At 46.1% G+C, this 26213-nt stretch carries 21 protein-coding genes; 20 read left to right on the forward strand and 1 reads right to left on the reverse strand.

The features are described 5' to 3' along the window. Positions 1 to 123 precede the first annotated feature (123 nt). The 8 genes from Q7P33_RS12410 to Q7P33_RS12445 all read left to right on the forward strand — a co-directional run bounded on the left by Q7P33_RS12410 (position 124) and on the right by Q7P33_RS12445 (position 9159). Positions 124 to 1611 (forward strand): ABC transporter ATP-binding protein, encoded by a 1488-nt coding sequence (locus tag Q7P33_RS12410; protein WP_303870734.1) that lies wholly within the window; start codon positions 124 to 126, stop codon positions 1609 to 1611. Beyond that, positions 1612 to 2343 carry an energy-coupling factor transporter transmembrane protein EcfT gene (locus Q7P33_RS12415; protein ID WP_303870735.1) on the forward strand — a complete coding sequence of 244 codons (732 nt, stop codon included), beginning with the start codon at positions 1612 to 1614 and terminating at the stop codon, positions 2341 to 2343. It abuts the gene before it with no gap. Positions 2344 to 2393: 50 nt separating this feature from the next. After that, on the forward strand, positions 2394 to 2951 hold the full coding sequence (locus Q7P33_RS12420; RefSeq protein WP_303870737.1) for a hypothetical protein: 558 nt from the start codon (positions 2394 to 2396) through the stop codon (positions 2949 to 2951). A gap of 125 nt (positions 2952 to 3076) precedes the next feature. After that, the gene (locus tag Q7P33_RS12425; protein WP_303870739.1) at positions 3077 to 4438 is read left to right on the forward strand and encodes a UbiD family decarboxylase; all 1362 of its coding nucleotides are present in this window, start codon (positions 3077 to 3079) and stop codon (positions 4436 to 4438) included. A gap of 13 nt (positions 4439 to 4451) precedes the next feature. Further along, positions 4452 to 6527, forward strand: coding sequence for a hydantoinase/oxoprolinase family protein (locus tag Q7P33_RS12430; RefSeq protein ID WP_303870741.1), 2076 nt, complete (start codon positions 4452 to 4454; stop codon positions 6525 to 6527). After that, positions 6511 to 8241: a hydantoinase B/oxoprolinase family protein gene (locus Q7P33_RS12435; protein WP_303870742.1), complete on the forward strand. Its 1731-nt coding sequence runs from the start codon at positions 6511 to 6513 to the stop codon at positions 8239 to 8241. Before Q7P33_RS12430 ends, Q7P33_RS12435 begins: the two co-directional genes overlap by 17 nt. Further along, entirely contained in the window at positions 8238 to 8807 is a 570-nt protein-coding gene (locus Q7P33_RS12440) for a UbiX family flavin prenyltransferase (protein WP_303870744.1), read from the forward strand. Before Q7P33_RS12435 ends, Q7P33_RS12440 begins: the two co-directional genes overlap by 4 nt. Then, entirely contained in the window at positions 8800 to 9159 is a 360-nt protein-coding gene (locus Q7P33_RS12445; RefSeq protein WP_303870746.1) for a hypothetical protein, read from the forward strand. The genes Q7P33_RS12440 and Q7P33_RS12445 overlap by 8 nt, the downstream gene beginning before the upstream one ends. 54 nt (positions 9160 to 9213) lie before the next feature. Here Q7P33_RS12445 and Q7P33_RS12450 read toward each other — a convergent pair whose 3' ends face one another. Continuing rightward, positions 9214 to 9909 carry a GntR family transcriptional regulator gene (locus tag Q7P33_RS12450; RefSeq protein ID WP_303870748.1) on the reverse strand — a complete coding sequence of 232 codons (696 nt, stop codon included), beginning with the start codon at positions 9907 to 9909 and terminating at the stop codon, positions 9214 to 9216. 315 nt (positions 9910 to 10224) lie between these two features. Here Q7P33_RS12450 and Q7P33_RS12455 point away from each other — a divergent pair, with 315 nt between their 5' ends. The 12 genes from Q7P33_RS12455 (at position 10225) to Q7P33_RS12510 (ending at position 26146) form a co-directional block, all read left to right on the forward strand. Beyond that, the gene (locus Q7P33_RS12455) at positions 10225 to 11427 is read left to right on the forward strand and encodes a CaiB/BaiF CoA-transferase family protein (RefSeq protein WP_303870750.1); all 1203 of its coding nucleotides are present in this window, start codon (positions 10225 to 10227) and stop codon (positions 11425 to 11427) included. Next, positions 11427 to 12221, forward strand: coding sequence for an acyl-CoA dehydratase activase (locus tag Q7P33_RS12460; protein ID WP_303870851.1), 795 nt, complete (start codon positions 11427 to 11429; stop codon positions 12219 to 12221). The genes Q7P33_RS12455 and Q7P33_RS12460 overlap by 1 nt, the downstream gene beginning before the upstream one ends. Further along, positions 12214 to 13446 (forward strand): 2-hydroxyacyl-CoA dehydratase subunit D, encoded by a 1233-nt coding sequence (locus Q7P33_RS12465; protein ID WP_303870751.1) that lies wholly within the window; start codon positions 12214 to 12216, stop codon positions 13444 to 13446. Before Q7P33_RS12460 ends, Q7P33_RS12465 begins: the two co-directional genes overlap by 8 nt. A 1-nt stretch (position 13447) precedes the next feature. Next, on the forward strand, positions 13448 to 14572 hold the full coding sequence (locus tag Q7P33_RS12470; RefSeq protein WP_303870752.1) for a 2-hydroxyacyl-CoA dehydratase subunit D: 1125 nt from the start codon (positions 13448 to 13450) through the stop codon (positions 14570 to 14572). Between the two features lie 49 nt (positions 14573 to 14621). Next, positions 14622 to 16136 carry a class I adenylate-forming enzyme family protein gene (locus tag Q7P33_RS12475; RefSeq protein WP_303870754.1) on the forward strand — a complete coding sequence of 505 codons (1515 nt, stop codon included), beginning with the start codon at positions 14622 to 14624 and terminating at the stop codon, positions 16134 to 16136. A gap of 1 nt (position 16137) precedes the next feature. Then, positions 16138 to 17274 carry an acyl-CoA dehydrogenase family protein gene (locus Q7P33_RS12480; RefSeq protein ID WP_303870756.1) on the forward strand — a complete coding sequence of 379 codons (1137 nt, stop codon included), beginning with the start codon at positions 16138 to 16140 and terminating at the stop codon, positions 17272 to 17274. Between the two features lie 52 nt (positions 17275 to 17326). Beyond that, positions 17327 to 18112 (forward strand): electron transfer flavoprotein subunit beta, encoded by a 786-nt coding sequence (gene etfB, locus Q7P33_RS12485; RefSeq protein WP_303870758.1) that lies wholly within the window; start codon positions 17327 to 17329, stop codon positions 18110 to 18112. 14 nt (positions 18113 to 18126) lie between these two features. After that, complete coding sequence (locus Q7P33_RS12490; protein ID WP_303870760.1) at positions 18127 to 19299, forward strand: electron transfer flavoprotein subunit alpha; 1173 nt, start codon at positions 18127 to 18129, stop codon at positions 19297 to 19299. A 47-nt stretch (positions 19300 to 19346) separates the two neighbouring features. Next, on the forward strand, positions 19347 to 20729 hold the full coding sequence (locus tag Q7P33_RS12495) for an MFS transporter (protein WP_303870761.1): 1383 nt from the start codon (positions 19347 to 19349) through the stop codon (positions 20727 to 20729). A gap of 222 nt (positions 20730 to 20951) precedes the next feature. After that, positions 20952 to 22991, forward strand: coding sequence for a 3-hydroxyacyl-CoA dehydrogenase/enoyl-CoA hydratase family protein (locus Q7P33_RS12500; RefSeq protein ID WP_303870763.1), 2040 nt, complete (start codon positions 20952 to 20954; stop codon positions 22989 to 22991). Between the two features lie 126 nt (positions 22992 to 23117). Continuing rightward, entirely contained in the window at positions 23118 to 24299 is a 1182-nt protein-coding gene (locus Q7P33_RS12505) for a thiolase family protein (RefSeq protein ID WP_303870765.1), read from the forward strand. 416 nt (positions 24300 to 24715) lie between these two features. Continuing rightward, the gene (locus tag Q7P33_RS12510; protein WP_303870767.1) at positions 24716 to 26146 is read left to right on the forward strand and encodes a sodium:solute symporter family protein; all 1431 of its coding nucleotides are present in this window, start codon (positions 24716 to 24718) and stop codon (positions 26144 to 26146) included. Positions 26147 to 26213: the final 67 nt, after the last annotated feature.

Below are 26213 nucleotides of genomic sequence, written 5' to 3' on the forward strand. Positions count from 1 at the left end.
AGCGAAGACCGGAGTGCATGGCCTTATACCAAATGGCAGTAATTTCGTGTGTAGCAAAGACCGGAGTATTTGGCTTTATACTAAAAGCCGTCATTTTAAAAAATTCAATCACGAGGCCATCCCATGAAACCGATCATCCAATTGGATATTACAGCGCTGACATTTCCCGACGAACCGGAACCAGCGCTTAAAAACATCAAACTGAATATCAATGAGGGCGAATTCATTGCCATTACCGGAGGTGCGGCATCGGGTAAATCGTTATTGCTTCATGCGATTACATCGGCGGCGCCAAAGTTTTATCCCTGTGAACTGGATGGAACGGTGACGGTAGCGAATCAGGATGTGTCAAAGATACCGCTCTGCCAAATGACCGACTATCTGGGCTATATGATGCAGGAGCCGCAAAACCAGATGGTCAATCGTCGGGTTGGCGATGAACTGGCGTTTGGGGTTGCGAATCTTAATTTGAGTCAGGATGAAATTGAGTATCGGGTTAATGCGGTCATGGATTTTCTCGGAATCCGGGCATTTTCAGATCGGACCACCGATGCCCTTTCCGGCGGACAAGCCCAGAAGGTCGTGCTGGGGAGTATTCTGGCAATGAAAACCCCGATCCTACTACTGGACCAACCCACGGCCGAACTGGATCCCAAAACCAGTTCGGAACTCTATCGGCACCTGGGGCAGTTGAACCGGGAGAAAAAGGTGACCACCCTGGTCGTTATGGATAAATGCGGTGCGGTTTTAAAAGATGCCCATCGGGTGCTTGTGATGGAAGCTGGGACGGTCAAAGATTTTCTGCCGGTTGGTGAATATCAGAAAAAATATGGCTGTTGGAAAACCAATCGCCGGGCGAAACCGATCCAAGTGGATGAGCGGTTCGACGTGATTAAGTTAAGCGGTGCATCGCATACCTACAAAGGTGGGATAATCGGCTGTCAGCCGCTAAATTTTAGTCTGAAAAAAGGCGATTTCACGGCGGTCATCGGCCAGAACGGTTCCGGTAAATCCACCATGCTCAAGCTCATTGAAGGATTGGTCAAACCAACCTCGGGCTCGGTGGAGCTATTTGGAACTCTGGTGACCAAGAAAAATGTGGGCGAACTGCGGCGCCGGATCGGTTTTCTGTTTCAGAACCCCGATGATCAGATCTTTTGCAGCTCGGTACGCGATGAAATCAGCTATGTTTTAAAAAATAAGAACCTCAGTGCGCAGCAAATCGAAGAAAAGATTCAAGAAACCTTGGCTCTGATCGGCCTTAAAGGATTGGACGAAATCCATCCTCAGCGGCTAAGCCGGGGACAACGGCAACTATTGGCCTTGGGGTCGGTGGTCATTAATGATCCCGAGCTGATTATTGCCGATGAACCGACCTCCGGCCTAAACAGTGCCCAGAGTCAAGTGGTCATGGAAAAACTGGCCCATCTTAGCAGTCAGGGGGTCACCATTTTGCTGGTAACCCATGATTTGACTGAAGCCAGAGATTTTGCCAATCGGATTGTGGTGATGCACAATCATCAATTAGCTATGGAATTTAAAGCCGAAAAAATAGACAATTATCTGAACGAATTGGCTCGATTGGAACTCATCGAAGGAGGTGATTTTTAAATGTTTAAACTAAAAGAACTGGATCCGCGGCTTAAACTGACCTGGTGTCTGTTTCTGGTGTTGACCGCCCTGGTGTCGCGCAGTATGCTTCTCAATGGCATTCTGCTGGGGGTGATCCTGATTTCTGAACTGCTCTCGGAGAAATCACTAAAAGCTTTTAAAATGCTGTCAATTGTGTTGCTGATTATCGGCACCCAGGTATTGATTATCAATCTGATCTTTGGACGTGAAGGCGAACTGCTTTATTCCTGGGGGATATTTCAGATTTACAGCGGTTTTATCACCACCTCCATACTGGCTTTTTTAAGAATAGGCATCATCTCATTTTCGGCCTATCAGTTTGGGGTTCATACCGATCCCATGGATATGGCTCAGATGCTGATTCACTGGCGGATTCCCTATCGCTATGCGATGCTGGTGCCGATGGTCGCCCGGTTTTTTCCAGTGATGATTGGGGAATATCAAGCCATTTGTGACAGCCAGTCGGCTCGGGGGGTACCCAATGATACCGTGTTAGAGAAAATCCGCAACCTGCCGGCCTCAATTTTACCGCTGATGTATCGGGCCATGCGGATATCCAGTGATGCGGCGCTATCGGTGGAACTCAGAGGCTACGGCCGCCATGCAACCCGGAATTTTCAGAAAAAAATCAATCTCCATCCACTGGAAGGCATGACCATCGTCTGCCTGATGATCGGGTTTGGCGGAGTCTTGATTAAAACCATTTTATAACAGTTAAAACTGCGTAGATAAAAAATAATTTATAAAAAAAGGAGCATAACATGCAAAACGAACAAGCAATTGGAAAAAAAAGTATTTTTAAAACGGACACCAAATCTTTAATTGGTGCCGTCGTCATGGGGATTGTCTTTGTGATTGCCTGCCAGATTACCGGCCAGATCGATAACATGCTGCCCTGGGGAAAAATGGGAATGTTACTGATTAATGGAACCGTTTGGGCATTCTTTACAGGTATCTTAACCCTGCTTTATAGACAACCCGGCGGACTGATTGCCGCCGAAGTAGAAGCCTTGATTTCAATCATGTATACGCCGCTTTGGCCAACCTTTATCTTTGCCAATGGCATTGCGTCCATCTGGGTATCCTTCGTGGCGGTAAAATGTGACATGACCAAATGGTCGCATCACATTCTGGCTCAGGGTGGCGTTTGTGTTTTAGGAAACGCCATTGTGGGAGTGGGTCTGGTTTTCATTCTTGGTCTGCCAGTGGGTGTTGCGGCGGTATCCAGCCTGATAACCATTGGTGTAACCTGGCCATTGGCAACATTGGCAGAAAAGAAAGTTTATGATGCATTATTAAAATCAGGAATGGTAAAATAATCCATAAAATCAAAATATGATAAAGAAAAATCAAGTGCTTTGGTATCTGTTTTAGAAAACAGGTGCCAAAGCAATTTGTAGTTTTATAAGTAGTTAATGTGATCACAATTAAGGAGAAAGCGAAAATGAGTCAGGATTTACGGGTATTTTTAGAACAATTGGAAAAGGATGGGGAAATCTGCCATGTAACAGAACCCGTTAAGCGGGAATATGAAATCAGCACCTTGATGATGGAGCTGGAAAAACAACGGAAATATCCGGTGATGTGGTTTGATCAGGTGGAGGGCGGCGATATTCCGGTGGTGACCAACATTCTCGGGACCAAGGGCCGCTTTGCCAAAGCGATGGGCGTTAAAACCGAAGACCTCTCCTTTGAGTTTGCTGAGCGGATCAAAAATCGCTTTGATGACGTTAAGGTGGTTGAAAACCCGCCCTGCAATGCCCATGTGCTGACCGGCGATGCGGTGGATTTAACCAAACTGCCGATTATTACTCACTTTCCCATAGATGCCGGTCCTTACATTACCTCGGGTGTGACCGTCGCCAAAGATCCCGAAACCGGCTGTGAAACACTGGGTTTTCACCGGCTACAACTGAAGGGCAAAAATAAACTGGGGATTTCGTTCCACTCCCGTCAGCGGATGTGGGAATTTTTCAGAAAGAGTGAGGAACGGGGCGAGAACATGAAAGCCGCCATCTGTATCGGCGTCCATCCCAATATTGCCTTGGGCTCGCAAGCTTCGGTTCCCTATCATCTGGGAAAATACGGTGCCATTGGCGGATTATTCGGAGAGGCACTGGAAGTATCCCCCTGTGCCACCATGGATCTGAATGTGCCCACCTATGCCGAAATTGTGCTGGAAGGCGAAGTCCTCTGTAATGTTCGGGAGCCGGAAGGCCCTTTTGCCGAATACACCAATTACGCCTGCTTCCGCAGTACTGAAAATGTCTTTCAGGTCAATGCCATCCGCTACCGGGAAAAACCGATTTTCCACGATCTGACCCCAGCGATGAGCAGTGAACACATTACGATTGTCTCAATCCAGCGGGAAGGGGATATCACCAAATTCTTAAAACAGAATCTGCCCAACATCAAGGCCGTTCATTCACCACTATCTTCCTGTGGGATTTTCCACTGCTATGTATCGATGAAGAAAACCGCCGAAGGTCAGGCGCAACAGGTTATGTTAACCGCCTTGGGCATGGATCATCACATCAAAATGGTGATTGTCGTCGATGAGGATGTCGATGTCTTCAACGAGCAGGAAGTGCTGTGGGCGATGGCCACCCGGCTACAAGCCGACAAGGGCGTGATGATCTTCCCGAATATGATGGGTGAAACTCTGGATCCCTCCACCGGTGACGATGGCCTGACGGCCAAAATGGGCATCGATGCCACTAAACCGCTTAGCGGTTACTCACCCAAAATAGATATTGATGAAAATGTCATTGAAGACGTCAAACGATTGTTGAAATACGTCAAATAGAAGAAGGTCAAAGATGATAAAAATTGCGATTGACACCGGTGGTACCTTTACCGATTACACGTCGGTGGGCTGTTTTGGGGATCAGGCCGAGCAACGGATTGCCCTGAAAAACCCCACCAATCATGATCATCCGGCTCAGGGCATTCTGGCCGGACTTAAAGAACTGGCGATGGTTTGGGGAACCGATCTGGAAAAACTATTAGCCCAGACTGAAAAAATTTCGTTGGGGACGACCCTGGCTCTCAACGCCCTGCTGGAGAAAAAAGGGGTGAAGACGGCCCTGTTTACGACGGCGGGATTTCGCGATGCCCTGGAAATTCGCCGGGCGCAGCTGGCCAACCAGTGGGATCTGGCCATTGAAAACCCGATGGTGCTGGTACCCCGGCGGCTGCGACTGGGTATCGAACAACGGATGGACTATCAGGGTCAGATTATCAAACCGCTTAACGAAGCCGCTGTTCGAGCTGCCTGTCAAAAGTGTCGGGAAGCGGAGGTCAAGGCGATTGCCGTTTGCTATCTGTTTTCATTTCTTAATCCGGAACACGAAAAGCGGACTGCTGAAATTATTCGGGAGGAACTGCCCGAAGTCTTTGTATCGCTATCTGCAGAAGTCTCACCCCGAATCCGGGAATATGAGCGCACCACCACCACAGTGATCAATGCCTATTGCACCCCGGTGCTGGCCGATTACCTGAAGAATGTTAAAAAAGAACTGGCGATCTTTGGCTGGGATCAGCCGATTCATATTATGAAAAACAGCGGCGGTCTTAGCGATTCGGGGGCCCTGGAGAATTTTGGGGTTAAAACGCTGTTATCCGGTCCGGCTGGTGGGGCTGTCGGCAATGAGGCTCTGGGTAAGGCCCTGGGCCGTACCCATACCGTATTGGCCGACATGGGTGGAACCAGCTTTGACCTCCATGTCGTTAGTGGCGGGGTCAATCAATTGGTGCCGCAAACTGAACTGGATGGCTACCCGTTGAGCATTCCGATGATCGATATCCGCTCCATCGGCGCTGGCGGTGGCAGTATCGCTCATGTGGAAGCTGGCGGCCGGGTGTTGATCGGCCCGGATTCGGCCGGTTCCATTCCCGGACCGGCCAGTTATAACCAGGGCGGTGAGAACCCCACCGTTACCGATGCCCTGCTCGTGCTGGGGTTGATCAACGGCGACAATTTCCTCGGTGGCAAGCTGCCGCTGTCGCTGGATCAGGCCGCTAAAGCGATTAAAGCAAAGGTGGCCGATCCCTTAAATCTTTCAGTGCAGGATGCCGCCCGGATAATCTACAGCATCACCGCCGAAATGATGGCTGATGCCATGCGGCTGGTGACGACCCAGAAAGGGAATGATCCCCGAATTTACAGCTTAATCAGTGCCGGTGGTGCCTTTGGTTTGTTTGCGGCCCGGATTATGGAATCCCTGCAGATGCCGGAAGCCCTAATTCCGGTACAAGGGCCAGTCTTTTGTTCCTGGGGCATGCTGGGCGCGGCCTGCCGTTACGACATCAACCAGAGCATTTTAATGGAAAAAAGATGTTGGGATGCTAAGCGATTAAACACCATGGTTGCAGCCATGAAAGCCGAAGGGGCGGCGCAGTTGGAGCGTTTAGGGGTAGAAAAAAGCCGCCAGTGTTTTGATTTGATGCTGGAAATGCGCTATGTCAGTCAGCACCACGAGATATCCGTACCCTGGACGCTGGGTGAATTTAGTCCCGGAAGTATGACGGATGTAGAGCAAGCCTTCTATAAAACCCATGAGGCTATTTATGAATATGCCGAAGACAAGGAATGGGAGATTATTGATTTACACCTGGCCTGTTCAGAACGCGATCAGGAGAATATTTTATTCCCATCTTCAAAAGCTATCAGCAGGGTGACAAATAAAATCGTTGCTGGTGAGGTCTTTAATTGTCAGGGTGAGATTGCCGTTCCCGTTTATCAGGCTGGCGATTTAAAAGAACCAATTAAAGGTCCGGCCCTAATTGATTTTGCCTATACGACGTTGATCGTTCCGTACGGTTTTTATTGTATTTGTGAGGATGAGGGCATCTTTGCACTTAGAAAGGAGGCGACCGATGAACCTACGAACTGACGATATCATTAACCGGACGGTGATTATGAACCGGCTCGATAGCATCACCAGCGAAATGGGCATCGTCCTGGAGCGCTCGGCCCATTCCCCAATTTTTGCCGAAGCTTGTGATTTCGCATGCTGTATCTGTGATGCGGCTGGCGACCTGGTCTCTCAACTTAGCGGCATTCCGATTCTGGCCACGGCGGGATCATTTAGCGTTAAAGCGGTGCTTAAAAAATACGGCGGAGCCATCGAAGACGGTGATGTGTTTATCATCAACGATCCCTATGACGGCGGCAATCATCTGCCGGATATTGGCATTATTACCCCGGTATTTTATCAGGACGAGCTGTTGTTCTTCTGTGTCAGCCGGGCCCATCACGGCGACATCGGCGGCTCTACTGCCGGGAGTTATAATCCCAAGGCGACGGAGATCTTTCAGGAAGGGCTACGGATTCCACCGACCCGACTGATGAAAAACAACGAAATGATTACCGACGTGCTGGAGCTGATCCGCTTGAATACCCGAAATCCGGAGATGCTCACCAGCGATTTTCTGGCCCAGATCGGTTCCAACCGTCTGGCCGCCCGTCGAATCAAAGAGATGTTAGGCACCTATTCGGTGGCTACCGTCAAGAAAGCGGTGAGCGAGTCGTTGCTTCAGACCCAAACCCTGACCCGTCAACGGATTGCAGAAATACCAGACGGCACCTATACAGCGGTGGATTACATTGATGATGACGGGTTTCAAACCGAACCGGTCAAAATCGCCGTGACGGTGTCCATCACTGGGGACCGGATGCTGGTCGATTTTACCGGCACCGATGCCCAGGTCAAAGGTTTTATCAATACATCAGTAGTGACGGCTACCTGTGCTGCCGGGATTGCTGCCTTGTGGTTTCTGGGTAAAGATATTCCCCGAAATAGCGGTGCCTTCGACTGCATTGAAGTCAATCTGCCCGAGGGTTCGTTGGTCAATCCTCGGCTTCCGGCACCAATGACACTGTGTACGCTGACCCCGGCCAGCGAAATCATCGGTGTGATTTTTAAAGCCTTGGATCAAGCACAGTCGGGCCGGGTGTCGGCCGGTTACCATCGTTATCTGGGACCATCCTTTTATGGCGTTGATCCCCGTAATGGTCGTTATTATGTTGGCTTTTCATTTTGTTCACTGGGCAGCGGCGGAGCGATGGCTGGCCACGACGGAAAACCCTATATGGCAACCTTATCCAACTTCGGCGGGGTCAAGGCTCCCAATATCGAGTCCAACGAGGTTCAGTACCCTCATTTGACCCTGCATCATGAGATGGATAATGATACCGCCGGGGCCGGTGAATACCCGGGAGGCTCCGGGATGAAATACGCCTTTGAGATCACCGCTGAAACCGGTGATGTAGTCAATTTTGGCGATGGCATTAAATTTGCCCCCTACGGACTTCGGGGGGGGCATCCGGGTAGTAAAAACCGTAGCGTTTTTGTACATTCCGGAGAAGAAATCAGTATGGAAAGTAAGGAAGCGCCCCGTCATGCGGTGAAGGGTGATCGGATTTATCTAAACACCAGCAGTGGCGGCGGCTGGGGAGATCCGCACAAGCGATCACCGCAAAAAGTCTATGACGATGTACTGGACGATATTATTTCTAAAGAAACTGCTGAAATAGTTTACGGGGTCATCATTAATGAAACGGGCATTGATTATAAAAAAACAGAAAAACGGAGAAAACACTCATGAAAATTGCGGTAGGCATTACCGGGGCATCCGGGGTTGTTTATGGTATCCGGTTGCTGGAGACGTTAAAACAGACCGAGCACCATGTCTCGCTGATCCTCAGTGAATGGGGAGCCAAAACCATTGGCCTGGAAACCAGCTATTCTGAAGATTACGTGCTGTCACTGGCCGATTGTATCTACGATAGCCGGGATATGGCGGCGGCCGTGTCCAGTGGTTCTTATGGCGTTGATGCCACCGTGATTGCGCCCTGCAGCATGAAGACCCTGGCCGGCATTGCCAATGGCTTTAGCGATAACCTGATCGTTCGGATCGGTGATGTGGCATTGAAGGAACGCAAACCACTGATTCTGATGGTTCGGGAAACCCCGCTGACCCTGATTCACCTGCGCAATATGACCGCCGTAACCGAGGCAGGTGGGATTATTCTGCCGCCGATGCCGGGCTTTTATCACAAACCCCAATCGATTGATGATGTGATTAACCAGAGTGTCGGCAAGGTCTTTGATCTATTAAAGATTCCCCACAATCTGTTTACCCGCTGGGGTCATGAGGATGGCCATGAATAATCGCATCATACTGACCCAGGGCAGCGGAAAAACGGCGCTACAGTATGAGATTATCCCAGTTGGTAAAGACTGGCTGATTTTGCTCACCGGCGGTGATGCCCATATTGGCTGCACGGCCATTGGCGATGATGGTCAGCTGAGCAGCTATACCCCTCGGTCACATAAGGACGATGCTCTGGCGATCCCACTGGCTAAAAAAGTTTCGCAAACCTTTTCTTGTATTTGTACGGTTGTAGCCGGATTCCATCTCGATGGGATTACCCGGGAAGAAATAAGTATTGTTATCGACAATGCCGAGAAAGGGATGATTCAAGTGATGACAGCCATCGAATCGAAAAACAGATCATCATAAACTGAGAAAATTTTCAGCAAAAAAAGTGACCCCTGAGATTATAGGGTCACTTTTTTAATGTGTCGGTTCAGTGCCAACAAAATACTCCGGATTTACGGTGGTGAAAACATCTCGTAAATTCGTGACCGTATCCAGGTGTTGATGAAGCGCATTTCGGCCGGTTGTGAGACTTCGCATTTTGATTGCATCAAGAATGGCTTGGTGATCACGGATAATCTGTGCATACCGTTTTTCATCACGCAGTTCGAAGTTCTTCCAGCGTTTAACATGAACATATTCCTCTTTAAGAAGATCCAGAACATTGCCTTTTCCAACAGCGTTCATCAGATTACGATGAAAGGCAGTATCGGCCGTATTAAAATCAGCAACCGTTATTTCATGGCTGCTGATTTTTTTTTGCGTAGCGAGGTTTTCTTCCAATTGGCTGATCAGTTCAGTAGTATCCGAAAGATTCATAATCCGATACAAGGCTTCCTGCTCCACGGCTTCCCGAACATAGAGAATGTCTTCCACCAGTTTCATGTCAATTAAACTGACGTAGGTACCCCGTTGGGGATAAACGGTAATTAAATCCAGAGCTTTCAGTTGGGTAATGGCATTACGGATAATATGTCGGGAGACGCCATAGGTCTCGCAGAGATCATTTTCGCTGATGCGGACACCAGGCATATAAACAAGGGTTTCAATTTTATGAAATAAATCCTGGTAGACTTCTTCAGTTGTTAAAAAATTTCGATTGACAAGATGCATTAAGTTGTCCTCCTTCAGATTTGATCATCGAATAGTAAATAGTGAACCTTTTTAAACATTAATTATAATATTTATTAGTACTATTTGCAATCACATTTTGATGTTTATGCGATTCAGGAGATATGCATTTGGATGGGCACGAGCATTTTATAACAACGTTTACATTGATAGAATGTAGTTTTAGAATATTGTTCGAATATTTGCAAATTAAATGTTTACATAAGATTAAAAGTATGCTAGAATGATTTCAAATTTAACTTGTCAACAAGTAAACAAGTATACAAGAAGACAAGAATACGATACAAGGAGAAGATTATGTCACTTAAACTATTAGAAGGTGTAAAGGTCTTGGAACTGGCTACGTTCATTGCCGCTCCGGCAGCAACACGGGCAATGGCCGATTGGGGTGCTCAGGTTATTAAAATTGAATCCATCGGAGGAGATCCCATCCGCTATGTTGGACCAGGGAATAAAATGCCTTTGGATCAAGACGAAAGTCTGGCTTTCGATTTTGAAAACGCCAACAAACAGGGCATCGCATTGAATCTTAAAAGTGCAAAAGGGATGGAGATTTTCATGAAGCTTCTCGATGAAGCCGATATTTTCGTTACCAATCTGAGAACGCAGGCACTGGTCAAACTTGGCATTGATTATGAAACCCTTTCCAAGAAAAAACCGGAATTGGTTTTTGGACAGGTACTCGGTTATGGCGCCAAGGGCCCATTGAAAGACAAACCAGGATTTGACTTTACCGCATTTGCAGCCCGTGGCGGATACAGTGGAACCTTGTATGAAAAAGGCACTTCGCCAGTCAATATTGTTCCTGGTTTTGGGGACCATGCCTGTGGGATGTATTTAGGAAACGGTTTGCTGGCAGCCTATATTCATGCAATGAAAACAGGCAAAGGCGAAAAAGTAACCGTCAGCTTATACCATGCGGCAGTTTACGGTTTAGCGATCATGATTCATTCAGCTCAGTATGGCAACAAGTATCCGATTAGTCGTGAAGACATGCTAAATCCTTTACAGTCGACTTTTATCACGAAAGATGAAGTTTGGGTTCAATTGGCGCTGCCTGACTATAACCGCACCATCGGAAAATTCAGCGAAGTCATCGGTCAACCGGAACTGGCTAAAGATGAACGTTTTGATACCTTGGCTCACGTATCTCAAAACCCGCAGGAACTGAACCGGATCATTTTTGCGGCGATCAAAGAAAAAACTTTGGAAGAGTGCACAAAAATGTTTGATGAAGCTGATCTTTGCTTTGAAATCTGTCAAACCTGGGATCAGGTAGTCGAAGATCCACAAGCCTGGGAGAGCGATATTTTTGCCAAGCTGGATTATCCATCCGGTCCTAAAGCAATGACCAGAACACCAGTTATGTTTGAAAACGCCGGTTTGCCAGATTATAAAAAAGGCCCAACTTATGGTGGCAATACTGATGAAATCTTGAGTAGCATCGGCTTTACCGCTGAGGAGATTGAATCAATGAGAGGAAAGGGTGAAATACAATAATTCGAACACTGGGAATTGATATCGGTTCAACCACTTCGAAATGCGTTCTGCTTGAAGATGGTAAGCACATTATCGGAATGGAGCTTCTGGTTGCCGGGATTGGAACAGTTGGCGCTGAAAAAATCATGGAAACGGTTCTCAAAAAAGCGCAATTGACTGGGGTTGATATCGACTTTGTGATGGCGACTGGCTACGGACGCCGCAATTTTGATCCGGCTCACGGCGAGTTAAGTGAGCTGAGCTGTCATGCTAAAGGGGTGCTGTTTAAAAATCCTCAGGTCCGCACGATCATTGATATCGGTGGCCAGGATGCCAAGGTATTGCGGATCAACGACAAAGGGGTCATGGAAAACTTCATGATGAATGATAAATGTGCAGCCGGAACCGGACGGTTTCTGGATGTCATGGCAAACATTCTCCAGATGCCCATCAATGAATTGGAAAAAAGGGCGGAATTAGCCGAAAAACCGGCTAAAATTTCCAGTACCTGCACTGTTTTTGCCGAGTCTGAGGTTATTTCACAGCTGGCAACAGGGGAAACGGTGGAAAACGTCATCGCTGGTATTTGTAATTCGGTGGCAAGCCGGGTTGCCGGGTTGGCCAAGCGGGTTGGCATCAAAGAAGAAGTTTTTATGAGTGGCGGCGTCGCCCAAAACGGTGGCGTCAGACAAGCATTGGAAAAAGAATTGAAGGTTCCCATCAAGTGGTCAGAAGCATCACAGATGATGGGTGCGTTAGGGGCTGCGATCAGCGCCTATGAACAAGTAAAAAAGAGAGGTGTTTTAAATGAGTAATGAAGTAAAGAAAAAAAGTCCGCCAGATCCTAATTCGGCCAAGTTTAAATTAGGGAAAATTGCGACCGATGCCTACGTAGATGCTCAAGCAGCCAAAGATCGTGGTGAAATGGTCGGCTGGTGTTCATCCAATTTTCCCGTGGAAATCCCTGAGACCTTAGGGTTGGCGGTCTGTTATCCCGAAAACCAGGCAGCCGGAATCGCTGCTCGTGGTGGCGGCGAACGTTTATGTAACATCAGTGAAGATGATGGTTATTCCAATGATATCTGTGCCTATGCCAGAATCAATTTGGCCTATGCCAAAATAAAAGATACGCCAGAACAAAACATGCCGGAACCAGACTTCCTGCTATGCTGCAACAATATCTGTAACTGCATGATCAAATGGTATGAAAACCTGGCGAAAGACCTCAATATTCCAATGATCATCATCGACATTCCCTTTAACCCGGATTATGAAGTTTCTGATGCTCAGGTGGCATATGTCAAGGCGCAATTTATGGAAGCCATTAAACAACTCGAAGAATTGACAGGTAAAAAATGGACTGAAGAAAAATTCAAAGAAGTGATGGAATATTCTGGCCGGACCAGCCGGGCTTGGCTGGCAGCAACATCTGAAGCCAAACATACACCTTCACCTTTCAATGGTTTTGATCTTTTAAACCACATGGCCGTTATGGTTACTGCCCGGGGTAAAAAAGAAGCCGCCGAAGCGATGGAAGTTCTTCACAAAGAATACCTGGAAAATGTTGAAACCGGCAACAGTACCTTCCGAGCCGAAGAAAAACATCGGATTATGTTCGAAGGAATCGCTTGTTGGCCATATCTGCGGGCAACCTCAACGGGCTTAAAAAGCCGTGGCATCAACATGGTAACAACCATTTATGCCGATGCGTTTGGTTTCATCTATGACGATTTTGACGGCATGGTTAAAGCCTATTGTAATGTACCAAATGCCATGAACCTGGAACATGCCCGGGACAAACGGGTAAAACTGATCAAAGACAATCATGTTGAAGGCTTATTGGTCCACACCAATCGCTCATGCAAATTATGGAGCGGTTTCATGGCTGAAATGAGTCGACAGATCTCAGAAGAATGTGATATTCCTCATGTTGCCTTTGATGGCGATCAGGCCGATCCGCGAAATTTCTCGGAAGCGCAGTATGAAACCAGAGTCCAAGGCTTAACCGAAATTATGGAATCAAAAAAAGGAGGCTGCTAAGATGTCGGGTTTAAAAGAAAGTTTACAAACATTTCATAAAATTGCATCCTCACCAAAGGAACAATTAAAAAAATACCTGGCGCAGGATAAAAAAGTTGTTCTTTGTGCGCCAGTCTATACTCCAGAAGAAATTGTTCATGCCATGGGCATGATTCCAATGGGCACTTGGGGAGCTGACGTTGAAATCAAAGAAGCGAAAACCTATTTTCCAGCATTTATCTGCTCAGTGATGCAATCGATCTTGGAATTAGGTATTCGTGGTGAATTTGCAGGTGCCTCCGCAATCATTATTCCGTCACTCTGTGACTCGTTAAAATGTCTGGGTGAAAACTGGAAATCTTCGGTTGAAAATATTCCCTTCATCCCGATGGTTTATCCGCAGAATCGTAAAGCCGACTTTGGCAAAGCATTTACCAAGGCTGGATACGAACGGGTTATTGCTGATTTGGAAAAAGCTACCGGCCAAAGTTTTTACGATGCCAAGTTAACCGCATCCATCGCCACTTACAACGAACACAATGCCGTGATGCGACAATTGTCAGACTGTTTAAATGATTATCCGGAAGTTACGGCTGCTGATCGCAACGCGATTTTCCAAAGTGCTTTCTACATGGAGAAATCCGAGCATACCACCCTGGTTAAAGACTTGATCGGTGAACTGACAAAAGCAGAGAAAACAGCAAACCAGAAAATTAAAATTGTCACAACCGGTATTCTGGTTGATGCCGCTGATCTGCTGAAGATACTGGATGATAATGATATGCAAATCGTTGCGGATAATGTCGCCAGCGAATCACGACAATATCAGGTTGATGCCAAACCGGCAGAAACAGGACTGGATAGCCTGGCCGGGAAGTTTGCTGATATGGATAACTGTTCGGTACTCTTTAATGTCGACAAAGCGATTGCAGAGCATACTGTGGATCTGGTTGCGAAATACCAGGCGAAGGGCGTTATTTTCGTAATGACAAAATTCTGTGATCCGGAAGAATTTGATTATGTCATGATTAAAAAGGTTTGTGAAGAAAAGAACATTCCCTTATTGCTGGTTGAAATTGACCGTCAGATGACTAACTATGAGCAAGTCAGAACAGCCGTAGAAACATTTAGAGAAATACTTAGATAAAGCAATGGAATTAAAATCAATAACGATAATTCAGCAGTTTCATCAATCCGTGGCAGAGAAAAAAGATGAAGCGGCCATAATCGATAAAAAGGAGATTTTATCCTGGAAAGATATTGATTTTATTTCGGATCGTCTGGCTTTGATGCTCATCGCTGATCAGGTTGAAAAGGGAAAACACGTGGCCTTGTGGAGCTTCAATTCACTGGCCTGGATTTGCAGCTATATTGCCATCGCCAAAATTGGTGCAGTATCAGTGCTGGTCAATCCCAAGCTTTCAGCCAGAGAAGCGGATGCAATGATGGCATTTGCTGACGTGGATTATATCTGCTACGGTGATCAACTTTATGGAAAACAGGCAGATTGTCTCTCCGGGGGTTACCCCGGACTGTCAATCGGTCAGGAGCTCTGGAAGCAGCTGCGGCATCAGCAACCACTAACAGATGCCGAGATCGGGTTGCTCAAAACCCGGGAAGCAGCAATCAGGCCCGATGATATGGCCAGCATGCTTTTTACCACCGGATCGACAAGTCGGCCCAAGGGGATTTTACTGAGCCATTTTCAGCTGATCAATGTGGCCCGGGAAGCGGTTTCATCGATGCACTGGAACGATCAGGAAAAGGTTTGTCTGGCGCTACCGCTCTTTCATAGTTTTGGTCTGTCGACCGGTCTGCTGTCACTATTTGTTCATCGTGGCCGTCTCTATGTCACCCCGGATTGTCGCACCAAAACCGTAATGGGTGTTATCGATCAATATCACTGCAATGTCTTGAATGCCGTTCCGTCACAGTTTTTAGCCATTGTGCATCACCAGGAACGAGAAAATTTCAGTTTGAAGAGTCTGCGCTCGGGCATCATTGCCGGCTCATCGGTCTTTCCAAACGATTACCTGAAAATTGCTGAGGACCTGGGCATGTATCATCTCAAACAGTCCTATGGGCAGACGGAAGCATCGCCAAGTATCACTTTTTCAAGTTACGATGATTCCCTGGAACGCTGCTCAAAAACAGTGGGGAAAGTCATCAGCAATGTTCAGATACGGATTATCAGCCTTGAGACCGGGATGCCATTAGCAGTGGATCAGCCCGGGCGAATTGAAGTCAGTGGCTACAATGTCATGCAGGGTTATTACAGGGATGAGGCTGAAACCGCCAAAGTGTTTACCGAAGACGGCTGGCTGATAACCGGTGATATCGGTTATCTCGATCAGGACGACAATCTGTATATTGTTGGCCGGATTAAGGAAATGATCATACGCTCAGGTGAAAATATTTCCCCAAAGGAAATCGAAGAGGTGATCGCAATGCATGAGGGTGTAGTCCAAGCAAAGGTCTTTGGGATTCCAATGTCGGTGGTCCAGGAAGAAATTGTTGCCGGTGTCGAAGCTCCGGCGGGGGGTGTTACGGTCACTTCAATCAGAGCCTTGATTAGCGATAATCTTGCTGCTTATAAAATGCCGAAGGTTATTAAGTTATATGAAAAATTTCCCCTGAATGACAGTTGCAAGATTGACGTTAAAAAGATGAAGGAAGAAATTCAATTAGAAATACAAGAGGAGAATTTATAGAATGATTTTTAATGAACAGCATGAATTAATTCGAAAATTGGCAAGCGATTTTGCCAAAAAAGAACTGACATCGGAAGTGTTGGATAAAATAGAAGAAACTGATGTTTTTCCCGAAGAAATCTTGAATAAAATGGGTAAAGCCGGATTCTTTGGAATTAAAATTCCCAAGGAACTGGGTGGTGCCGGATCCGATCACCGGGGTTATGTTGTGGTAATGGAAGAAATTGCCAGAGCCAGTGCCGTTGCCAGTCTGTATGTGTCTTCGCCAAATTCACTGAGCGGTGGCCCGCTATTGTTATCTGGCACCGAGAAACAACTGGAAAAGTACCTAAAACCAGTTGTTACCGGCGAAAAAATCCTGGCCTTTGGATTGACCGAGCCCGGTGCCGGATCGGATGCCAGCGGGATGACAACCACAGCGGTGGAAGATGGCGACAGTTATATCTTAAATGGACGAAAAACATTTATCACCATGGCACCATTTTCCGATTATGCGGTGATCTATGCCAAAACCGATATGAGCAGAGGTGCAAAAGGGATTACCGCCTTCATCGTTGATATGAAATCTGAAGGTGTTTCATGCGGGAAACCTGAACATAAGATGGGTCTGATCGGCTGTGCCACCAGCGATATCATCCTGGAAAACGTGCGGGTTCCGAAAGAGGATATGCTGGGTGAACTCAATCAGGGCTTTACCAATGCCATGAAAACTTTGGACGTCGGTCGCATCGGTGTTGCTGCACAATCCATCGGGGTGGCTCAGGCAGCCCTGGATGAAGCCATTCAATACGCCAAGGACAGAAAACAGTTCGGTCGACGGATTGCCGATTTCCAGGGCATCAGCTTCATGATTGCCGAAATGGCTACCAAGCTGCAGGCAGCCAAACATCTGGTTTACGATGCTGCCTATAAGAAAGACAACAATCAGAATGCCACGATGGCGGCTTCAATGGCCAAGTTTTACGCTTCGGAAGTTTGCAATGAAATCTGTGCCAAAGCGGTTCAGATCCATGGCGGCTACGGCTATATGAAAGAATATCGGGTTGAACGGCTTTATCGGGATTGTCGGGTCTTCACGATCTATGAAGGCACCTCTCAGGTGCAGCAGATGGTCATAGCCGGCCAATTGCTTAAATAAGAATGACAACGCAAGTAGCAGACGAATCAGCAAATAAAGGAGAATGTTAAATATGAAAATATTAGTATGTGTAAAACAGGTGCCGGATACCAACGAAGTTAAAATTGATCCGGTCAAAGGAACACTGATACGGGAAGGGGTGCCCAGTATCCTGAATCCGGATGATGCCAATGCCCTGGAAGCAGCTCTGGCCATTAAGGATAATGACCCTAATGTTAAAGTGTCGGTATTAACGATGGGACCTCCACAGGCCTGCGAAATGCTCAGGGAATGCCTGTCGATGGGCGCCGATGATGCCTATCTGCTCAGTGATCGGGCTTTTGGCGGTGCGGATACTTGGTCCACCTCCAATACTTTGGCAGCGGGGATCCGTAAAATCGGTGAAGTGGATATTATTTTTGCCGGCCGTCAGGCCATTGATGGCGATACCGCCCAGGTCGGCCCACAAACCGCCCAGCGGCTGGATATTCCGGTGGTCACCTATGTTCAGCATGTTGAAGTGATTGGCAATAAGGTCGTAGTTCAGCGTCAAATGGAAGACGGCTATGAACTCATTGAAGTTTCGACCCCCTGTCTGCTGACAGCCGTGAAAGAACTGAATGAACCGCGATTTATGAGCATTTACAACATTGTTGATGCCTGCAGTAAGGAAATAACCATCTGGGGACATGAGGATATCAAGCTGTCACCGGAAAACTGTGGTTTAAAAGCATCACCGACCCAGGTTTTCCGTTCGTTTACACCACCCACCAAGGGCAAAGGCGAAATGCTAAACGGAACAGCGGCCGAAATGAGTAAAAACTTAGTTTCAAAATTAAAAGGGTTACACGTTATTTAGAAAGGACGAAAAAGATGTCGGTTAGAGTAATAGTAGAAAAATGCAAAGGATGTTCCATCTGTGTAAAATGCTGTCCTTTCAGTGCCATTGATATGGAAAATAAAATTGCCGTAATTGGCGACGCCTGTACCGGGTGTGGCGTATGTGTGGATGAGTGTCCTTTTGATGCCATTGAAAAAACAGAAGATCATGTTAAAAAAGATTTAAGCGAGTACAAAGGGGTCTGGGTGTTTGCTGAACAGCGTGAAGGCAAACTGATGCCGGTTGTTATCGAACTCCTGGGCGAAGCAAAAAAACTGGCTGCGGAAATCGGCACCGATGTGAGTGCCGTGGTCTGTGGTGATGAAGTCGATGCACTGACCCATGAATTGTTTGCCTATGGGGCTGATAAGGTGTATCAGGCCGTTCATCCAGAACTGAAAAACTACCGGACGGATGCCTACACCAAGGTTATTGAGGAAGCCATTAATCGATACAAACCAGAAATCATTTTATTGGGGGCTACCCATATTGGACGGGACCTCGGACCATGTCTGGCTGTTCGCTGCGATACCGGTTTAACCGCAGACTGTACCAAACTGGAAATTGATCCGGATGACAAAAAAATTCGTCAGACCCGACCAGCTTTCGGTGGGAATCTGATGGCCACGATTATTTGTCCAAACCATCGACCACAAATGTCAACGGTACGACCTGGAGTCATGGACAAGGCGGAATATGTCGCAGGACGAGAAGGTGTTGCGATCCGACTGGACGTCAACTTTAAAGAGGATGAAATACGCACCAAGATTATCAAAATTGTTAAGGAAGCCGGCGAGCTGGCCTCACTGACAGATGCCGAGTTTATTGTTTCCGGTGGTCTGGGTTTGGGTAATCCGGAAGGTTTTGAATTACTTAAAAAACTGGCCGATAAACTGGGCGGTACCATTGGATCATCAAGAGCCTGTGTTGATTCAGGATGGATTGACCATTCTTATCAGGTCGGTCAAACCGGAACAACCGTTAAGCCAAAAATCTATTTTGCCTGCGGTATCTCCGGAGCGATCCAGCATCTGGCTGGAATGCAAAGCTCGGATTATATTATCGCCATTAATAAAAATGAAAATGCTCCGATTTTTGAAGTGGCTGACTATGGAATTGTGGGTGATCTTTACGAAGTGATTCCAGCCATTTTAGAAGAATTATAAGTTTATTCACAAAGCACTAAAAATATAAAGTTTTAAGGAGAAAAATCATGAGTCAACCATTGAAAAAATCAGTTGTCAACCTTTACGGGTTACCGTCCTTCGGGTTTCAGACCCTCGTCACCATCGAGGTCATGTTTTTTGCGGCATTTTTGACTGACTTTGTCAAATTGCCACTGGCATTGGTTAGTACACTCTTACTGGCAACCAGTCTGGTCGATATTATTTCGGTTCCGACATCGGGTGTTATTCTGGAGAAAAGCAATCTAAAATGGGGGAAATACCGTTCCTGGCTGTTGGTCGGCCCACCAGTTGCCGCGCTATTTTATATTCTGCAGTTTGCCCAGCTGGGCGGGTCTGGAACCGTTACGGCAATCATTATTTTTACGGGTTTTGTTGTTAGCCATTTAGTCTGGAATACCTTCTATGCTGCCCATATCTCGTTGAATAATGCCATGACCTTGGATCGTGGCGAACGAATTTCCATGGCCAGTAACCGTGGGATGTTCAATGCTCTGGGAACCTTGGCATTTACTTACTTTGGGGTGCAAGCCATTACCAGCATTGGCGCTGCTGTTGGCAACCCAGTCTTAGGTTATACCTACATGGCCGCCATTACCGGCTGTATCATGATTGCCTGTAACTGGATTTATTTTGTCCTGACCAAGGATTACGCTTTTAACGGTTGTGCAGCACCTGTGGGAAAAGCAGCTGACAAGATGTCCGTTGGTGAAATGCTCAAACAAATTATTGTCAACCCACCATTAATGGGCTTGATGATCGTTGAGTTGGGCCGATACCTGGGCCGTTTTATTATTTTCGGAATGGCCTTCTATTATTTTAAATATGTTATCAACGATTTACCAGGCATGGCATTATTTATGACGGGATTAACTGTCATTAACTTCCTTTCAGCGATGATTGCCGCTCCGATTGCCAAACGTCTGGGTGAAAAAAATACCTATATGATCGCCTTGAGTCTATTGGTTATCGGTTTGTTAATCGTCTGGTTTATCCCGCTTCAGGCTACCGCCTTTAAAATTATCATGTTACTGGCCTACATTGGTTATGGTTTGCCAGATTCACTGGGTGTTGCCATGTACTCTGCTACCAGTGATTATGGCGAATGGAAAACTGGCAAAAATGCCCGTGGGTTTGTTATGTCACTGATCAGTTTCCCGATCAAAATTTCGATCTTTGTTCGTTCAATGATCATTGCTGCGGTTCTCAGCTCTGTAAACTATGTCGCCGATATGGCCGTTACGCCGGAACTGGTTCAGGGAATCAAAAATGGATTCTCATTATACCCAGCCATTATTATCATCGTTGGTTTACTGTTAATGTTCAAAATGTACTCTTTAACACCGAAACGAATGGAAGAAATGAATGCTGAACTCGCAGAAAAAAGACAAGCAACAAGCACGAATGCTTAAATATTGTTAGAAAAATAACATTTAAAAATAAGCTATTGACAATTGAGTAATGACAGGTATAATAAATATAACACCGTTCTAGAAAATGATTCTAGAACGGTGTTATATTAAGGAGACGTATTCGAAAGAATGACGTAGCTTGGATTTTAACTGGCAGCTAAGCTGGGATAGTGAATTTTCAGACGACCGTCAAAATAAAACGGTAAAAAAAGGAGGACAATAATGAGTAACGGTTACAAAATTGGTATTGTTGGGGCTGGAAATATGGGCGGTGGTATCGCTCAGAAGATGGCCCAGGAAGGTTTAGATGTGACATTGGTTGATATGAATGATGCGCTGGTTGAACGCGGCATCGGAATCATCACCAATATGCTTAAGCAGGCAGTTGAACGAAATGTTATTACCGCCGATAAAATGCAGGAAACCTTAAAAAGAATCAAAGGTACAACCTCTTATGAAGATCTTGAAGACATGGATCTGATTGTTGAAGCAATTTTTGAAGACAAGAAAATGAAGGGTGAACTGTTCAAAATGCTGGATGCAATATGTGATCCCAAAACCATCCTGGCGACCAATACCTCAAGCTTATATGTGCACGAACTGGCAGCTTGGACTGGTCGACCAGACAAAGTGGTGGGGATGCATTACTTCTTCCATCCCGCTAAAAACAGACTGTTGGAAGTCATTCCTCATGAAGGAACTAGCGAAGAAACCCTGAATACAGCATTACTGATCGGAAAACTACATGCCAAAACAAACATCATTGTAAAGGATTCACCAGGATTTTGTGTAAATCGAATCTTCATTCCGTTCTATGTCTCGGCAGTACGGGTTCTGGAACAAGGAATTGCCAATATTCCCACCATTGAAGCAGCTTGCAAAAAAGCCTTTGGCATTGGCATGGGACCGTTTGAACTGATGAACGTGACTGGTATTCCGATTGCGGTTCATTCAGCAAAAACACTGGAAGACGAGCTGGGTAATTTTTATGCAGCACCACAACTGCTGATTGACCAGGTCGAGTCAAAAGAACTGTTCGACCTAAGCGGTGACGTGGATGAATCAAAAATTCAGGAAGTAACCGATTTCCTTTTCGGGGCTTCACTCGGTGTGGCTTGTCAGTTAGTGGATGAAGGGATTGCTTCAATCGAGGATACTGACCGTGGAGCAAAAATTGGATTGGCCTGGAAATTTGGACCATTCGAAATCATGAACAAGCTGGGCATTGACAAAGTATATGAAGTGGTTGAGGCCATGTGTAAGCGTTACCCTGATTTTAAAATGCCGGAATTACTGGTTAAACAACATGAAAGCGGAAAACCGTTTGAATTCAAATATGTTGAACTTGAAGTCAAAGAGGATATTGCTTATATCACCATCAACCGACCAGAGGCGATGAATGCCTTGAATGAAACGGTTGTCAACCAACTGGAAAAGAAATTTGATGAAGCCGAAAGCAATGACGCAGTAAAAGCAATTGCCATCGCTGGCGCTGGGAAAGCATTTATTGCTGGAGCTGACATTAAATTCTTCATTGAAAACATGGAAAACAAAACCCTCGATCGTACCGTTGAGTTTACCCGCAAAGGTCATGAATTATTGCGACGATTTGAAACCTCAGCAAAACCTACAATTGCTGTTGTGGATGGGCTGTCTCTGGGTGGTGGCAGCGAATTGGCGCTGGCATGTCAATATATTGTTGCGACCGAAGCAGGTTCCTTCGGATTCCCGGAAACCGGAATCGGCATCTATCCAGGTTTGGGGGGGATGATCAGAATGGAACGACTGGTTGGCAAAGAGCTGGCTAAATACTATGTTTTCACTGGTAAATCAATCAGTGCTGAAAAAGCCCTAAAGATGGGAATGATCACTGAATTGACCACCGTTGACAAGCTGGAAGAAACGATTAAGAAGGTGGCTGCTCAGGAAAAAAGAGACAAATACCAGGGCAAAAAAGTTGCCGACGGTTTCGAAAATGAAATGGCCATCTTTGTAGGGGAAAACCTCGATAAGATCATGAACGGTATTGTTCCTGACGGTGTAGATGCCGACTTTGCCGAGGCTACCATCAAAATCATCAGTAAAAAAGCCCCGCTGGCCCTGATTGTGGCCAATGAGCTGATGGAAGCCCAGTCAAAGGTTTCAATTGACGAAGCGATCACCATGGAATTAGGACGACTGATCGAGATGTTTTCAACTGAAGATGCCTGGACTGGTTTAACAGCACCTCCAGGAAAAGCTCCAGCTTATAAAAAAGCATAGGCTAAATAAAATCAGTAAAGTTGTGGCGAAAAGAAAGTGAGCTATTATGTTCTAGGTTCATGTCAATAAGAGTAAAGCTCACTGATCTTTCGCAACAAAGCAACAAGAAAATTAAAGGAGAAAAGAATGTTTAAAAATGCATATATTCCCTATGGCGGATATTTTAGCACACCATTTTGTAAATGGCAGGGAAGTCTTCAGAATGAAAACGCCATTAAGCTGGCGGCAGACACCAGCAAACGGTTTTTCGAAGCAAAAGGTTTAGATTCCCAAATGATTGAATTCCTTTATTTGGGTCATACCATTATCCAACCCGGATCTTTCTTTGGTGCCTCCTGGGCCGCCAATGAAATGGGACTAAATATTCCCGGAATGGCGGTTTCTCACGCCTGTGCTACATCGACCAATACCATTTACACAGCAGCGATGGCCGTTGAAACCGGCAATCTGTCAACTGCATATTGTATGATGTTTGATAAAATATCCAATGCGCCGCATATTGTCTGGCCAAATCCACAAGGCCCAGGAGGTGAAGTATTGTCGGAAAATGTCAACATGGACAACATCAACCGCGATCCTTCAACAGGCTTTGGGATGCTGACTACCGCAGAGAATGTCGCCAAAGAAGGTGGTTTTACAAGAGAAGAAGCGGATGAAGTAACCTTAATGCGTTATGAACAATACGCCGATGCCCTGGCCAATGATCGGGCCTTCCAGAAAAAATATATGTTCCCGATCGAATTGAAGTCACGAAAAAGTACCCTGGTCATCAGTGAAGATGAGGGTGTGACCGCAACAACCAGAGAAGGTCTGGAAAGACTTCGACCGGTAGCTGAAGGCGGGATTCATACCTTTGGTTCGCAAACCCACCCAGCTGACGGGAATACCGGGATGATCATTACCACCAAGCAAAAAGCAACAGAATTAAGCACTGAAAAAATACCGGTTCAAGTCATTTCCTATGGCTTTAATCGAACGAAAAAAGCCTTCATGCCGGCAGCACCGGCTGGAGCCGTCCAAATGGCCCTTGACAATGCCGGGATTGGCGTCAATGATTTGGTGGCGATTAAAAACCATAGTCCTTTCATTGCGAATGACCTTCATCTGGGAAAAGCATTGGGGATTGAGCAATCACGAATCAACAATTTTGGAACCTCATTGGTATTTGGACATCCTCAGGGACCAACCATTGCCAGATTGCTGATGGAAGGTATTGAAGAAGCGGTTATCAAAGGCGGTGGCTATGTACTGGCCTGTGGCTGTGCAGCCGGCGATTCGGCTGCGGCAATTATTGTAAAAGTAGGTTAATCACCAGCCTGGACTCACCCCGGGATCAGACCATCCCGGGCAGTTCAGAGAACCATCGAAAAGACAAACTTCCAATTGTTTACATAAGAAATTAATAATTTGACTTATTTCTTCAACCAATGCAGATACACCTCCTGCGTTGGTTGGAGCAGTTATAAGGTTATCAGGACAAAAGAATTGTAAGCGTTAACAACATTCCCATCATGTAGTATTTTATGGGACGAAGCATAGTAACAGGCGCGAAAGAGTTATCAGGATTGATCGATTAGCGGAATTATTGCAGGTATCAACATAGGAATCAAAAGGAAATTGATGCAATAGTGCATCATCACAAGATAAAACCTGTTTCTGGAATAGTAAATGAGAAATTATTAGCTTGAGTGCTCAAGCAAGATTTGAACAGGAGTGTGAATAAAGTGAATTTACCCTTGATTATCGTTATTTTGTATATGTTAATGATTGTTGGAATTGCATATTACTCAACCAAGCTCACAAAAACATCCACCAGTAAAGATTATTTGCTGGCCGGACAACGATTGCCCTGGTACCTGATTGCCGTGATGGTAACCGGGAATGCCGTCGGTGGCTCAAGTACCGTTGGTGTTGCTCAAAATGCCTATACCAAAGGAATATCAGCGGGCTGGTACACCGGTGCCTGGGCAGCCGGAGCGGTGGTGTTTGGCCTTTTCATCTCAGCAAAAGTCAGAAAGTTAAACATTAATACAGTCAGTGAAGTATTTCTAAAAACCTTCGGGAAAGTTGACGGAACCATCGCAATCGTTATTCAGGTAATCATTCTATTTGGCATCAATGCCCTTCAGATCGTTGCGGGCGGGGCTTTGCTGAGTACTCTGTTGCCGGAATTTTTCAATTTTACCAGCGGGATGATTGCATCCACCATGGTCTATATTCTGGTCTCATTTATTGGCGGATTACTGGGTGCCAGTATGGCTAATCTGGTCAATGTTATTGTCATATATTTAGGGCTCATTGTTGCAGTCATTGCCGCCATCACCCAGATGGGTGGTGTCAGTACGGTAGCAGCAGCGATTCCAACAGGAAATCAATGGACTAATTTAGTCAGTGGGATGGGACCTGGTGTTCTGTTGGGCTGGGTCATCACGATGATTATTAACACCCCGGCAAACCAAACCTTGTATCAACCGACGCTGGGGGCGATTGACGAAAAACATGCTAAAAAAGGGATGTTGTCAGCAGCGGTGCTGATTTTTCCGATTGGTTTTGTTGCAGCAGCATTGGGTATTCTGGCCGCCATTCAATTTCCCGGTCTGGAAAACAGTGCCATGGCCTTGCCGGCATTAACAATAACCTTAAATCCGATTATTGCCGGAATGGTATTTGCCGGTCTCTGGGCGGCGGATGTATCAACGGCGATTGCCTTATTATTGGGAATTTCTTCCATCGTCACGAAGAATATTATTGTTGATTTAATTTACAAAAATATGCCGGATAAAAAACAACTGATCATTTCCAAGGTCGTGCTGATCCTTTCAGCGTTAATGGGACTCTTTGTCGCCATGAACATCAGTGGCATCATCAGTTTCCTGATGCAGCTGCTGACGCTTTATACCCCATATACTCTGTTGATCTTTGCAATCTTATACGCACCGAAGATTTTGCGCAAAAGCACCTGTTTTTTAACGGTTCTATCGGCGATGGTTGTCATGGTCATCTGGATTGCCGTACCGCAATCACATATTGTCAGCCAGGCAGTCTATTTATGTCTGCCGATCTCAGCACTGGTAATGGCGCTGACAACCATCTTCGATAAACGGATGGTGGATTTAACAGTGCTCTATGCAACCGACCCAAGTACGAATACATAAAAAGCCATTTCAAAACAGATGAGCTGGAACTTACGATTACAATGTTACACAAAAGAAAGAGGTCCAG

Origin of the sequence: Acetobacterium wieringae (assembly GCF_026646375.1) — a bacterium.
Lineage (GTDB): Bacteria > Bacillota > Clostridia > Eubacteriales > Eubacteriaceae > Acetobacterium > Acetobacterium wieringae_A.